The following is a 13,135-nucleotide window of genomic DNA, read 5'->3' on the forward strand; positions in this document are numbered from 1 at the left end:
TATCCTCTCATCCCGGCCCTCTCCCCAAAGGGGCGAGGGTGAAAACCGCACCGTTCAGTTCCCCTCTCCCCTTTGGGGAGAGGGTTAGGGTGAGGGGTGTATATTGTTGTTACTTCTTCTTCACCGGGCGTTTCCAGCCCTGCTTGTGGACCTGCGGCACGCGGCTTAACACCAGCTCGTTATCCGCTACGTCGCGCGTGACGGTCGTGCCGGCGGCGATGGTCACACCGTTACCCACGGTAACAGGCGCCACCAGCTGCGTGTCCGAACCAACAAACACGTCATCACCGATGATGGTTTTAAACTTATTGGCACCGTCATAGTTACAGGTAATGGTCCCTGCACCAATGTTCACGTTGTCGCCAATTTCCGCGTCGCCCAGATAGGTCAAATGACCGGCTTTCGAGCCTTTACCCAGACGCGCTTTTTTCATTTCCACGAAGTTGCCCACGTGCGCGCCTTCCAGCAGCTCAGCGCCCGGGCGCAGACGCGCAAACGGGCCGATGGTACACGCAGCTTCAAGATGAGCATCTTCCACCACGCTGTAAGGGCTGATTTCGCAGCCGTCACCGATGACGCTGTTTTTGATCACGCAGCCGGCACCTATTTTGACGCGGTTGCCCAACGTAACGTTGCCTTCAAGGATAACGTTAGTATCGATCTCAACGTCGCGCCCGTGAGACACGGTGCCGCGCAGATCGAAACGCGCCGGGTCGCGCAGCATCACGCCTGCCAGCAGCAGCTTTTCGGCCTGCTCGGACTGATAAATACGCTCAAGACGGGAAAGCTGCAGGCGATTGTTCACGCCGTCCGTTTCGCTGATGCGCGCCGGATGAACGGCGGCAATTTCACGGCCTTCGTGGTACGCCATCGCAATGATATCGGTGATGTAGTATTCACCCTGCGCGTTGTTGTTGTTGAGCTGAGAGAGCCAGCGCTTCATGTCCGCGCCATTGGCAATCAGGATGCCGGTGTTGATCTCCTGAATCTTGCGCTGCTCATCGCTGGCATCTTTATGTTCAACGATACCCGTTACGTTGCCGTTTTCACGCGTGATACGGCCATAGCCCGTTGGATCGTCCAGCACAACGGTTAATAAACCGATGCCGCCCTGCGGCTTGGCCGCACGCAGGCGAGTCAGCGTTTCAACGGAAATCAGCGGAACGTCGCCGTAAAGCATCAGAATGTCTTCGTCATCGGCAAAGAACGGCGCCGCCTGCTGCATCGCATGACCGGTACCTAGCTGTTCGGCCTGAAGCACCCAGTTGAGCGCGTCATCGCTCAGCGTCTTTTTAAGCAGATCGCCACCGTGGCCGTAGACCAGGTGAACCTGACGGGCACCCAGTTCATTCGCTGCATCAATGACATGCTGCACCATTGGCTTTCCTGCCAGCGTGTGAAGCACTTTAGGCAGATCGGAATACATTCGGGTACCTTTGCCTGCGGCAAGGATCACCACGCTCATCGCACTGTTTGACATACGCATCCTGACGGTAGTTTGAGTGAGAAGTAAAAACGTTTGATGCCTAAAATTCTACATCTTTTTCATCATGAATTAAGGATCAAAAAAAAAGCCAGCCTGGTATCCAGACTGGCTTTTGTGCTTTTCAAGCCGGTGTTACATCGCTTTTTTGGTCAACTCGATAACGCGCAGTTTCGCGATCGCTTTGGCCAGCTCCGCAGACGCCTGAGCGTAATCCACGTCACCATGAGAGCTGCTAATGTGCTCTTCAGCCTTACGCTTCGATTCCAGGGCTCGCGCTTCGTCGAGATCCTGGCCACGAATAGCGGTATCGGCCAGAACGGTCACACTACCAGGCTGCACTTCAAGAATGCCGCCGGACAGATAGATAAACTCTTCGTGACCGAACTGTTTAACGATGCGGATCATACCAGGCTTAATGGCGGTGAGCAGCGGTGCGTGACCCGGGAAAATACCCAGTTCACCTTCACTGCCCGTTACCTGGATTTTCTCGACCAGACCAGAGAACATTTGTTGCTCTGCGCTGACGACGTCCAGGTGGTAAGTCATTGCCATATCACCCTCCGATTAAGGCGTTAAAGTTTTTTGGCTTTTTCCACGGCTTCTTCGATGGAACCAACCATGTAGAACGCCTGCTCTGGCAGGTGATCGTATTCGCCTTCCATGATGCCTTTAAAGCCACGGATGGTGTCTTTCAGGGAAACGTATTTACCTGGAGAACCGGTGAATACTTCCGCAACGAAGAACGGCTGGGACAGGAAGCGCTGGATCTTACGCGCACGTGCTACCACCAGTTTGTCTTCTTCAGACAGTTCATCCATACCCAGGATGGCGATGATGTCTTTCAGTTCCTGGTAACGCTGCAGCAGGGACTGTACGCCACGCGCGGTGTCGTAGTGTTCCTGACCAACAACCAGTGGATCCAGCTGACGGCTGGTGGAATCCAGCGGGTCAACGGCCGGGTAGATACCCAGAGACGCGATCTGACGGCTCAGTACCACGGTTGCGTCTAAGTGCGCAAAAGTGGTTGCTGGAGATGGGTCAGTCAAGTCATCCGCAGGTACGTATACCGCCTGAACGGAGGTGATAGAACCGGTTTTGGTAGAGGTGATACGTTCCTGAAGAACACCCATCTCTTCCGCCAGGGTCGGCTGGTAGCCTACCGCTGAAGGCATACGACCCAGCAGTGCAGATACTTCCGTACCGGCCAGGGTGTAACGGTAGATGTTATCAACGAACAGCAGAACGTCACGGCCTTCGTCACGGAATTTCTCAGCCATAGTCAGGCCAGTCAGCGCAACGCGCAGACGGTTTCCTGGTGGCTCGTTCATCTGGCCGTAAACCAGGGATACTTTGTCCAGAACGTTGGAGTCGGTCATTTCGTGGTAGAAATCGTTACCCTCACGAGTACGTTCACCTACGCCCGCAAACACGGAGTAACCGGAGTGTTCAATCGCGATGTTACGGATCAGCTCCATCATGTTTACGGTTTTACCTACACCCGCACCACCGAACAGACCAACTTTACCGCCCTTCGCAAACGGACACATCAGGTCGATAACTTTGATACCGGTTTCCAGCAGTTCCTGAGAGCTGGACAGCTCTTCGTAGGAAGGTGCCGCGCGGTGGATAGCCCAACGCTCTTCTTCACCGATGTCGCCTTTCATGTCGATTGGCTGACCCAATACGTTCATGATACGACCCAGTGTTGCTTTACCTACCGGGACTTCGATCGGGTGCTCAAGGTCTTTAACTTCCAGACCACGACGCAGACCGTCGGAAGAACCCATCGCGATGGTACGCACGATACCGCCGCCGAGCTGCTGCTGAACTTCCAGCACCAGGCTCTCGTTACCATTCTGTACCTCAAGCGCGTCGTACACGCGTGGTACGGCGTCCTGAGGGAACTCGACGTCCACCACGGCGCCGATTACCTGGACAATCTTTCCAGTAGCCATCTTGAATCCTCTACGTAATTCGTAAACCTGGTTAAACCGCGGCGGCCCCCGAGACGATCTCGGTGAGTTCCTGAGTAATGCTGGCCTGACGAGCTTTGTTGTAAACCAACTGCAGCTCTTTAATCAGGCTGCCGCCATTATCGGTCGCGGCTTTCATCGCCACCATTCGTGCGGCCTGCTCGCTGGCCAGGTTTTCTACAACGCCCTGATAAACCTGAGATTCAACGTAACGACGCAGCAGGGTATCCAGCAGCGGTTTCGGATCGGGTTCATACAGGTAATCCCAGGCTTTCTGCTTCAGCTCGTCATCTTCTGATGCCGGTAACGGCAGCATCTGAGTGAGCGTTGGAACCTGAGACATGGTGTTAATGAATTTGTTGCTGACAACGTACAGTCTGTCCAGGCGGCCTTCATCGTAGGCCTGCAACATCACTTTAACCGGGCCGATCAGTTCGGACAGGGACGGGTTATCACCCATACCGGTCACCTGAGCGACAATGTTGCCGCCAACGGAGTTAAAGAAAGAGACGCCTTTAGAGCCAATCAGTGCCAGATCGCACTGAACGCCTTTATCAGACCAGCCTTTCATATCCGCCAGCAGTTTTTTGAACAGGTTAATGTTCAAGCCGCCACACAGACCACGGTCAGTCGACACCACCAGGTAGCCCACGCGCTTAACGTCGCGTTCTTCCAGGTAAGGGTGCTTATATTCCAGATTACCGTTTGCAAGGTGACCAATCACTTTGCGCATGGTCTCTGCATAAGGACGGCTGGCCGCCATGCGATCCTGCGATTTACGCATTTTGGAAGCGGCGACCATCTCCATCGCTTTAGTGATCTTTTGCGTGTTCTGGACGCTTGCGATCTTACTACGTATCTCTTTTGCGCCGGCCATGAGCTTCTCCTCAATGCCAGGCGGCTTGCCCTGAGACAAGCCGCCGGACGATTACCAGGATTGGGTTGCTTTGAAGGAATCGAGGATAGCTTTCAGCTTGCCTTCGATTTCGTCGTTATAGCCACCGGTCTGGTTGATCTCTTGCATCAGCGGAGCGTGATCACGGTCGACGTAAGCCAGCAGAGCGGCTTCGAAGCTACCGATTTTCGCCAGTTCCACATCTTCGAGGTAACCGCGTTCAGCCGCGAACAGCACCAGGCCCTGCTGAGCAACAGACATTGGAGCGTACTGTTTCTGCTTCAGCAGCTCGGTCACTTTCTGACCGTGGCTCAGCTGTTTACGGGTTGCTTCGTCCAGATCGGATGCGAACTGAGAGAACGCAGCCAGTTCACGATACTGTGCCAGCGCGGTACGGATACCACCGGACAGTTTCTTGATGATCTTGGTCTGAGCAGCACCACCCACACGGGATACGGAGATACCCGGGTTAACCGCCGGACGAATACCGGAGTTAAACAGGTTGGTTTCCAGGAAGATCTGACCATCGGTAATGGAGATTACGTTGGTCGGAACGAACGCAGAAACGTCACCCGCCTGGGTTTCAATGATCGGCAGAGCGGTCAGAGAACCTGTTTTACCCTTCACTTCACCTTTGGTGAAGTTCTCGACGTATTCCGCGTTAACGCGGGAAGCACGCTCCAGCAGACGAGAGTGGAGGTAGAATACGTCGCCGGGGAATGCTTCACGTCCAGGTGGACGACGGAGCAGCAGGGAAACCTGACGATAAGCAACAGCCTGTTTAGACAGGTCATCGTATACGATCAGCGCATCTTCACCGCGGTCACGGAAGTATTCGCCCATTGCGCAACCGGCGTATGGCGCCAGGTATTGCAGTGCAGCAGATTCAGAAGCGGTAGCCACAACAACGATGGTGTTAGACAGCGCGCCGTGCTCTTCCAGTTTACGAACCACGTTAGAAATGGTGGACGCTTTCTGGCCGATAGCCACGTACACACATTTGATGCCGGAGTCACGCTGGTTGATGATGGCGTCGATTGCCATCGCGGTTTTACCGGTCTGACGGTCACCGATGATCAGTTCACGCTGACCACGACCGATTGGGATCATGGCATCAACGGACTTATAACCAGTCTGCACTGGCTGATCAACGGACTGACGGTCGATAACGCCTGGTGCGATAACTTCGATTGGGGAGAAGCCATCGTGCTCAACCGGACCTTTACCGTCGATTGGCGCACCCAGGGTGTTAACAACGCGACCCAGCAGGCCACGGCCAACCGGCACTTCAAGAATACGGCCAGTACACTTAACCTTCATGCCTTCGGCGAGGTCAGCGTATGGACCCATCACAACTGCACCTACGGAGTCGCGCTCCAGGTTCAGTGCGATAGCGTAACGGTTACCCGGCAGAGAAATCATCTCACCCTGCATACAATCGGCCAGGCCGTGGATGCGGATAACACCGTCACTTACAGAAACAATAGTACCTTCGTTGTGAGCTTCACTCACAACACTGAACTGAGCAATGCGCTGCTTGATCAGTTCGCTGATTTCGGTGGAATTCAGTTGCATGCTCCAGTCCCCTTAAGACTGCAAGACGTCTGCAAGGCGCTCAAGACGGCCGCGTACGCTGCCATCAATGACCATATCACCCGAACGGATGATTACGCCTGCCATTACAGACTTATCGATTTTGCAATTCAGCTTAACTTTGCGTGACAGACGTTTTTCCATCGCGGCGGTGATTTTCGCAAGCTGTTCGTCACTCAGTTCAGTCGCGGAAGTCACTTCGACTTCTGCAGTTGCTTCACTAAGGGCACGTAAGTGCTCAAACTGCTCGAGAACATCCGGGAGCACACGGAGACGACCATTTTCTGCCATCACCTTAATCAGGTTCTGGCCGTTGGCATCCAGTTGCTCTCCGCACACGGCGATAAACGACGCGGCGAGGGTTTCAGGCGCTAACGCACCGGAAAGCAACTCGGCCATTTGTTCGTTTTTCGTCACCTCAGCGGCAAACGCCAGCATGTTCTGCCAGCGATCGACATTTTGGTGTTCGACAGCAAAGTCAAAAGCTGCTTTGGCGTAGGGGCGAGCTACCGTAACAAATTCAGACATCAGCCCCTCCCTCCTTACAGTTCAGCGACAAGTTTGTCCACGATGTCGCTGTTAGCAGCTTCATCCACGGAACGTTCGATGATCTTCTCGGCGCCAGCAACAGCCAGAATCGCAACCTGCTTACGCAGTTCTTCACGAGCACGTTTACGCTCAGCTTCAATTTCAGCCTGAGCCTGTGTCACGATCTTAGTACGTTCCTGTTCTGCTTCAGCTTTAGCTTCGTCCAGGATCTGAGAACGGCGCTTGTTAGCCTGTTCAATGATTACCTGAGCTTCAGCTTTCGCTTTTTTCAGCTGGTCTGTCGCGTTGGCCTGTGCAAGGTCCAAATCTTTCTTAGCGCGTTCTGCGGAAGCCAGACCGTCAGCAATTTCTTTCTGACGTTTTTCGATGGCAGCCATTAAAGGCGGCCATACATACTTCATGCAGAACCAGACAAAGAGAATAAACGCGATGGCCTGGCCGAGGATTGTTGCGTTCATGTTCACAGCACAATACCTCTTAAATTTCTGTGGCTTGGGGTTTTAAAACAACTACTACGCGACAGCAAACATCACGTACAGACCCAGACCTACAGCGATCATTGGGATTGCATCCACCAGACCCATAACGATAAAGAACTGAGTACGCAGCAGAGGAATCAGATCAGGTTGACGCGCAGCGCCTTCCAGGAATTTACCTCCGAGGATGCCGATACCGATCGCAGCACCGATAGCCGCCAGACCCATCATCACAGCGGCAGCCATGTACAGCAGATCCATATTCAGGTTTTCCATGACAGTCTCCAGTTTGTTTCAATTAAAACGTAGTAGTGTTGGTAAAAAATCAGTGCTCTTCAGACGCCATCGACAGATAGACGATCGTCAGAACCATGAAGATAAAGGCTTGCAGCGTAATGATCAGGATGTGGAAAATGGCCCATGGCACATTAAGAATCCACTGTGACCACCACGGCAGAAGACCCGCGATCAGAATGAAAATCAGCTCACCCGCATACATGTTGCCGAACAGTCGCAGACCCAGTGAAACAGGTTTGGACAGCAGGCTAACGCCTTCCAGGATCAGGTTGACCGGAATAAACGCCCAGTGGTTGAACGGCTGCAAGGTAAGCTCTTTCACAAAGCCGCTTACGCCTTTCATTTTGATGCTGTAGAAAAGAATCAGGATAAACACGCCCAGCGCCATCGACAGGGTGATGTTCACGTCCGCAGACGGTACAACACGCAGCGCAGGCAGGCCGAAGATGTGCTCGCCGATGAACGGCAGCAGGTCAATTGGCAGCAGGTCCATCAGGTTCATCAGGAAGACCCAAACGAACACGGTCAGGGCCAGCGGAGCAATCAGCTTGCTCTTACCATGGTACATGTCTTTCACGCTGCCATGGACGAAGCCGATGATCATCTCAACGAACGTCTGGAATTTCCCTGGAACACCGCTGGTCGCTTTTTTAGCAACGCTGCGGAACATGGCCAGGAACAGAAGACCCAAAACCACCGAGAAGAACATGGAGTCGATGTTGATCGTCCAGAAGGTGGCCGGGGGGTTATGTGGATCCACCAGCGAGAATGTACGCAGGTCCAGCTGAAGGTTATTCAGATGGTGACCTATGTAATCCTGCGGCGTCATATTTTCTGAAGCCATGATGCCTTTTACCCTTTGTTATTGATTACAGCTGGAGCCAGAACTTGTACCACCAGCACCAAAACCCACGTTGCTATCAGCGGCATGAATACCACTCTCAAAACCGCCAGCGCCATCACCAGTAGAGCAAAGGTCAGCAACACCTTACACACTTCGCCGAGGGCGAAGGACCAGGCCACGCGGCCTTTGGCGGGTGTATGCGCCTGATGACGCCAGGCAAAAATCATAAACAACACGTTTGGCAGCACGACCGCCAAACCCCCGCACACGGCGGAGATGCCCCAGAAGGGGTCTTTGAGGCTAAACAGCAGTCCACTTGCTATCACAGCCAGAAACTGAATGAACAGAAGCTTACGAGCAACGTTTCTACTCAAGAGCGACACAGACATCACGTTTTTACTCCTGCTCCCTTCGAGGTATGCCGCGTGTCGTATAAAACGTCCTTTAAGGCTCAGAGTCAAGCATCAAAAAGCGGACAAATTATACGGTGCGTACCCGTGATTTCAAACATTAAGTAGCGAAAAGGTGAATAAATGTTTAAATATTTTTCCCCACCGCTATTTTTTAACTTTCGTAGAAAGCATCGACCTTCGAGCAAAACTGCAAACCGCGCGAAAACGTTGACTACAAAGCGTGCACGAGATCACAAAACACACATTTGCGATAAGGTTGTATTTATCAAAGCCGTAAATCGCCCAGGATTATCTTTCTGAAATTAAACACAAAATATCGCAACTATTTTCAAAACAGCCCCGTACACAATAAAAACCTTTTATTGACATTCTTAATAAATAATTAACATTGCGTTCTGGTTACAGACTTCCACTTTTAGCAGGCTGATATTTTCATAGTTGACTATCTTCGCGGTGAATAATCGGCTTGAGGTTAACCGCAAGAAAATCCCTGGTAAAAAAGCGGTTAAACGCTCTCTGGTAAATCCCTGGGAGTTGTGCTGTTTTTTTAACATGCTCAGAACAGCACAAATTCCACATTTTTTATTAATTTTTTAAAAATTGTTTGGCTTAATTATCACCAGATGACGTTCACCGTCGAGCTGAGGAACGTTTAATTTCTCGATGGTTTCAACGCTAAAACCGTCCGGAAGCTGTTCAATTTCATCACCGGGCAGCTGTCCTTTCAGCGCATAAAAACGGCCATCCTCTGCCGGCAGATGCTTACACCAGCTCACCATGTCATTGAGCGAAGCAAACGCGCGGCTGATAACGCCGTCAAACGGCGGCTCTGCCGGAAACTCCTCTACCCTGCTCTGTACGGGCGTGATGTTATCCAGCTTCAGTTCATGCTGAACCTGACGTAAAAAGCGCACGCGCTTGCCCAGGCTGTCCAGCAGCGTGAAATGGCTCTCAGGTCGGACAATCGACAGCGGAACGCCAGGCAAACCAGGTCCCGTCCCCACGTCGATAAAACGTTCACCGTTCAGATATGGCGCGACCACGATGCTGTCGAGAATATGGCGTACCAGCATCTCGTTGGGGTCGCGAACAGACGTCAGGTTGTACGCTTTATTCCATTTGTTCAGCATATCGACATACCCCACCAGCTGGTTTTTCTGGTGATCGGTGAGCGAAATACCTGCCTGATCCAGCAGACGAGAGAGTTTATTGAGCACGGTGAATACCTGTTTAGAAACAATTTGCCCGGTGGCGCTAACGCTTACCGGGCCTACGAACGATGTAGGGCGGGTAAGCAAAGCGCCACCCGCCAAAACGACTGCAATTAGGCGCTGCGGCGCAGCATACCTTGCTTTTTCAGCCACACCAGCAGAATCGAAATCGCGGCAGGCGTGACGCCGGAGATACGGGAGGCCTGGCCAATCGACACCGGTTTGTGATCGTTCAGCTTGGCGATCACTTCGTTGGACAGGCCCGTCACCTGACGGTAGTCCAGCATTTCCGGCAGCAGCGTGTTTTCGTTGCGCTGCTGTTTTTCGATCTCATCCTGCTGACGCGCAATGTAGCCTTCGTACTTCACCTGAATTTCGACCTGTTCAGCGGCTTCCGCGTCTTCAAGACCCGGCGCGAACGCGGTGAGTTTCACCAGATTCTCGTAGGTGACTTCAGGACGACGCAGCAGATCTTCGCCGCTGGCTTCCCGCGAGAGTGGCGCAGTTAAGTGAGCGTTCACTTCGGAAGCGGTTTCCGCCTGTGGATTCACCCAGGTGGTTTTCAGGCGCTGACGTTCCTGTTCAATGCGCTCCAGCTTCTCGTTGAAGCGCGCCCAGCGTTCGTCATCCACCAGACCCAGCTCGCGGCCCATCTCGGTCAGACGCAGGTCGGCGTTGTCCTCGCGCAGCATCAGGCGATATTCCGCGCGAGAGGTAAACATACGGTACGGTTCTTTTGTGCCCAGGGTGCAGAGATCGTCGACCAGCACGCCCAGATAGGCCTGAGAACGTGCCGGCGCCCAGCCCTCTTTCTCGGCAGAGAAGCGGGCAGCGTTCAGACCGGCCAGCAGACCCTGCGCTGCGGCTTCTTCGTAGCCGGTGGTGCCATTAATCTGGCCCGCGAAGAACAGACCGTGGATGAATTTGCTCTCCAGGGTCGGCTTCAGGTCACGCGGGTCGAAGAAATCGTACTCAATAGCGTAGCCAGGGCGAACGATTTTCGCATTCTCCATCCCCTGCATTGAGCGAACAATCTGCATCTGCACGTCGAACGGCAGGCTGGTGGAGATGCCGTTCGGGTAAATTTCGTTCGAGGTCAGCCCTTCCGGTTCCAGGAAGATCTGGTGCTGGTTACGATCGGCAAAGCGCATCACTTTGTCTTCGATCGACGGGCAGTAACGTGGGCCGATCCCTTCGATCACGCCAGCGTACATTGGGCTGCGATCGAGGTTATTGCGGATCACGTCATGGGTTTTTTCGTTGGTATGCGTGATGTAGCACGGCACCTGCTGCGGATGCTGCGCCGCGTTGCCCATAAACGAGAAGACCGGCATCGGGTTATCACCGTGCTGTTGAGCCAGTACGCTGAAATCAATGGTGCGTGCATCGATACGCGGCGGCGTGCCGGTTTTCAGACGGCTGACGCGCAGCGGCAGTTCACGCAGACGACGAGACAGCGGAATGGATGGCGGATCGCCAGCGCGGCCACCGCTGTAGTTGTCCAGACCAATATGGATTTTGCCGTCCAGGAATGTCCCAACGGTCAGCACCACGGCTTTGGCGCGGAACTTGAGGCCCATCTGGGTCACGGCGCCCACGACGCGATCGTTTTCAACGATAAGATCTTCTACCGCCTGCTGGAAGATCATCAGGTTCGGCTGGTTCTCCAGCGCGGTGCGCACGGCCTGACGGTAAAGCACGCGGTCTGCCTGTGCACGGGTGGCACGAACAGCGGGGCCTTTACTTGCGTTTAGTATCCTAAACTGGATGCCAGCCCGATCGATCGCTTTCGCCATCAGGCCGCCAAGTGCATCCACTTCTTTTACCAGGTGTCCTTTCCCAATGCCGCCAATCGCCGGATTACAGGACATTTGTCCCAGCGTGTCGATATTGTGTGTCAAAAGCAGGGTCTGCTGACCCATTCGCGCTGCGGCCATTGCGGCCTCAGTGCCTGCATGACCCCCGCCAATGATGATGACGTCAAAAGGATCCTGATAAAACATGGTGGTCTGCCTCGCGTAAAGCGGTATGAAAATGGATTGAAGCCCGGGCCGTGGATTCTACTCAACTTTAGTCTTTCGAGAAAGCATTGGGATCCTGGGCTATTAAAAAGAAGATCTTTTTATTTAGAGATCTGTTCTATTGTGATCTCTTATTAGGATCGCAGACCCGTGTGGATAAGTCCGATCCCGCGAATAAGATCATGCAGTTAGGAAGGATCGTTTGCTGTGAATGATCGGTGATCCTGGACCGTATAAGCTGGGATCAGATCGCGACTTTATACACAGGGCAAAAACGACGCTACGGTTGTTCTTTGGATAACTACGGGTTAATACGAGCTTTTAACCAGAGTTATCCACATCTGTTCGCGCGATCTTTAATCGTTTTTGAGTAAATTTTTCCATTCACCCAACCAGATCTCGGCCGGATCTTCCGGAATGTCATGATCGAGGATGTTGATCTTGAGCGTTTCACCCAGCTGTTTTGCTCCGCAAGCGGTAACAGCGGCTTCGACTTTCTCTATTGCCCCGCAAAAGGTGTCATATTCACGACTACCGATCCCCACCGCGCCAAAACGGACGTTTGACAGGTCGGGCTGTTGTTCCAGCAGTTCGTCATATAAAGGTTGCAGGTTATCCGGCAGATCGCCCGCGCCGTGCGTGGAGGTGATCAGCAGCCAGACCCCGTCAGCCGGGAGATCTTCAAGCAGCGGCCCGTGCAAGGTTTCTGTCGAAAAGCCTGCATCTTCCAGCTTCTCAGCCAGATGTTCCGCTACATATTCCGCACCGCCAAGGGTGCTGCCGCTGATAAGGGTAATGTCCGCCATTGATCGCTCGCTCAGATAAAGAGGGGATCATTGTACGCTGTGAACGAGCTGGGATCTACCTGTGGAAAATGTGGGAATGAAATTGCCCGATCACGGGCGGATGGTACGCATGATCGGGTTTTGCAGGGAGATCAGCGTCTCGGTGGACTGAATTTCATCGATTGTTTGGATCTTGTTGATAAGTACCTGCTGGAGGGCATCAATGGATCGGCACATCACCTTTATAAAGATACTGTAGTGCCCGGTGGTGTAGTACGCCTCGGTGACTTCATCGAGCGCGTTCAGCTTTGCCAGCGCGGAGGGGTAGTCTTTTGCGCTTTTAAGAATAATACCGATGAAGCAGCAGACGTCGTAACCCAGCTGCTTCGGGCTGATGTCAATGCGCGCGCCGGTAATGATCCCTGCCTGCTTCATCTTCTCTACGCGAACGTGAATGGTTCCCGGGCTGACGCCAAACTGTTTCGCCAGTTCGGCGTAGGCTGTACGGGCATTGGCCATTAAGGCCTCCAGGATGCCGCGGTCCAGATTGTCGATCTGATAATTTTCCATAGGTTTTTCTTATGAAGATTAA

At 53.2% G+C, this 13,135-nt stretch carries 14 protein-coding genes; all 14 read right to left on the bottom strand.

Annotated elements, in window-relative coordinates; translation table 11 throughout:
* Positions 1-109: 109 nt before the first annotated feature.
* Positions 110-1,480 (bottom strand): bifunctional UDP-N-acetylglucosamine diphosphorylase/glucosamine-1-phosphate N-acetyltransferase GlmU, encoded by a 1,371-nt coding sequence (glmU, locus tag UTO39_RS12410; protein WP_151412282.1) that lies wholly within the window; start codon positions 1,478-1,480, stop codon positions 110-112.
* Positions 1,481-1,618: 138 nt separating this feature from the next.
* A complete protein-coding gene (locus UTO39_RS12415) occupies positions 1,619-2,038 on the bottom strand; it encodes a F0F1 ATP synthase subunit epsilon (RefSeq protein WP_006177560.1) in 420 nt (139 codons plus the stop codon).
* Between the two features lie 20 nt (positions 2,039-2,058).
* Entirely contained in the window at positions 2,059-3,441 is a 1,383-nt protein-coding gene (gene atpD / locus UTO39_RS12420) for a F0F1 ATP synthase subunit beta (RefSeq protein WP_003862362.1), read from the bottom strand.
* 31 nt (positions 3,442-3,472) lie between these two features.
* Positions 3,473-4,336, bottom strand: coding sequence for a F0F1 ATP synthase subunit gamma (atpG, locus tag UTO39_RS12425; RefSeq protein WP_003862364.1), 864 nt, complete (start codon positions 4,334-4,336; stop codon positions 3,473-3,475).
* A 51-nt stretch (positions 4,337-4,387) separates the two neighbouring features.
* A complete protein-coding gene (gene atpA / locus UTO39_RS12430; RefSeq protein ID WP_006808751.1) occupies positions 4,388-5,929 on the bottom strand; it encodes a F0F1 ATP synthase subunit alpha in 1,542 nt (513 codons plus the stop codon).
* A gap of 12 nt (positions 5,930-5,941) precedes the next feature.
* Positions 5,942-6,475 carry a F0F1 ATP synthase subunit delta gene (gene atpH / locus UTO39_RS12435; RefSeq protein WP_003862369.1) on the bottom strand — a complete coding sequence of 178 codons (534 nt, stop codon included), beginning with the start codon at positions 6,473-6,475 and terminating at the stop codon, positions 5,942-5,944.
* Between the two features lie 14 nt (positions 6,476-6,489).
* Positions 6,490-6,960 (bottom strand): F0F1 ATP synthase subunit B, encoded by a 471-nt coding sequence (gene atpF / locus UTO39_RS12440; protein ID WP_003862370.1) that lies wholly within the window; start codon positions 6,958-6,960, stop codon positions 6,490-6,492.
* Between the two features lie 48 nt (positions 6,961-7,008).
* Entirely contained in the window at positions 7,009-7,248 is a 240-nt protein-coding gene (gene atpE, locus UTO39_RS12445; protein WP_000429386.1) for a F0F1 ATP synthase subunit C, read from the bottom strand.
* Positions 7,249-7,297: 49 nt separating this feature from the next.
* Positions 7,298-8,113 (bottom strand): F0F1 ATP synthase subunit A, encoded by an 816-nt coding sequence (gene atpB, locus UTO39_RS12450; RefSeq protein WP_014881883.1) that lies wholly within the window; start codon positions 8,111-8,113, stop codon positions 7,298-7,300.
* A gap of 8 nt (positions 8,114-8,121) precedes the next feature.
* Positions 8,122-8,502, bottom strand: coding sequence for a F0F1 ATP synthase subunit I (atpI, locus tag UTO39_RS12455; protein WP_266179419.1), 381 nt, complete (start codon positions 8,500-8,502; stop codon positions 8,122-8,124).
* A gap of 617 nt (positions 8,503-9,119) precedes the next feature.
* A complete protein-coding gene (gene rsmG, locus UTO39_RS12460; protein ID WP_061096729.1) occupies positions 9,120-9,743 on the bottom strand; it encodes a 16S rRNA (guanine(527)-N(7))-methyltransferase RsmG in 624 nt (207 codons plus the stop codon).
* Positions 9,744-9,850: 107 nt separating this feature from the next.
* Positions 9,851-11,740 (bottom strand): tRNA uridine-5-carboxymethylaminomethyl(34) synthesis enzyme MnmG, encoded by a 1,890-nt coding sequence (gene mnmG, locus UTO39_RS12465; RefSeq protein ID WP_320727280.1) that lies wholly within the window; start codon positions 11,738-11,740, stop codon positions 9,851-9,853.
* Positions 11,741-12,114: 374 nt separating this feature from the next.
* The gene (gene mioC / locus UTO39_RS12470; RefSeq protein ID WP_061096730.1) at positions 12,115-12,564 is read right to left on the bottom strand and encodes an FMN-binding protein MioC; all 450 of its coding nucleotides are present in this window, start codon (positions 12,562-12,564) and stop codon (positions 12,115-12,117) included.
* A gap of 90 nt (positions 12,565-12,654) precedes the next feature.
* On the bottom strand, positions 12,655-13,113 hold the full coding sequence (asnC, locus tag UTO39_RS12475) for a transcriptional regulator AsnC (protein WP_320727281.1): 459 nt from the start codon (positions 13,111-13,113) through the stop codon (positions 12,655-12,657).
* Positions 13,114-13,135: the final 22 nt, after the last annotated feature.

Origin of the sequence: Enterobacter sp. 118C5 (genome assembly GCF_034107645.1) — a bacterium.
In the GTDB taxonomy this organism is placed as follows: domain Bacteria; phylum Pseudomonadota; class Gammaproteobacteria; order Enterobacterales; family Enterobacteriaceae; genus Enterobacter; species Enterobacter nematophilus.

Excerpts from the sequence above, each read along its gene's own strand:
- atpA (WP_006808751.1), bottom strand. The coding sequence starts at position 5,929 with ATGCAACTGAATTCCACCGAAATCAGCGAACTGATCAAGCAGCGCATT.
- atpB (WP_014881883.1), bottom strand. The coding sequence starts at position 8,113 with ATGGCTTCAGAAAATATGACGCCGCAGGATTACATAGGTCACCATCTG.
- atpG (WP_003862364.1), bottom strand. The coding sequence starts at position 4,336 with ATGGCCGGCGCAAAAGAGATACGTAGTAAGATCGCAAGCGTCCAGAAC.
- atpE (WP_000429386.1), bottom strand. The coding sequence starts at position 7,248 with ATGGAAAACCTGAATATGGATCTGCTGTACATGGCTGCCGCTGTGATG.
- glmU (WP_151412282.1), bottom strand. The coding sequence starts at position 1,480 with ATGTCAAACAGTGCGATGAGCGTGGTGATCCTTGCCGCAGGCAAAGGT.
- mioC (WP_061096730.1), bottom strand. The coding sequence starts at position 12,564 with ATGGCGGACATTACCCTTATCAGCGGCAGCACCCTTGGCGGTGCGGAA.
- asnC (WP_320727281.1), bottom strand. The coding sequence starts at position 13,113 with ATGGAAAATTATCAGATCGACAATCTGGACCGCGGCATCCTGGAGGCC.
- atpH (WP_003862369.1), bottom strand. The coding sequence starts at position 6,475 with ATGTCTGAATTTGTTACGGTAGCTCGCCCCTACGCCAAAGCAGCTTTT.
- atpD (WP_003862362.1), bottom strand. The coding sequence starts at position 3,441 with ATGGCTACTGGAAAGATTGTCCAGGTAATCGGCGCCGTGGTGGACGTC.
- UTO39_RS12415 (WP_006177560.1), bottom strand. The coding sequence starts at position 2,038 with ATGGCAATGACTTACCACCTGGACGTCGTCAGCGCAGAGCAACAAATG.
- atpI (WP_266179419.1), bottom strand. The coding sequence starts at position 8,502 with ATGTCTGTGTCGCTCTTGAGTAGAAACGTTGCTCGTAAGCTTCTGTTC.
- mnmG (WP_320727280.1), bottom strand. The coding sequence starts at position 11,740 with ATGTTTTATCAGGATCCTTTTGACGTCATCATCATTGGCGGGGGTCAT.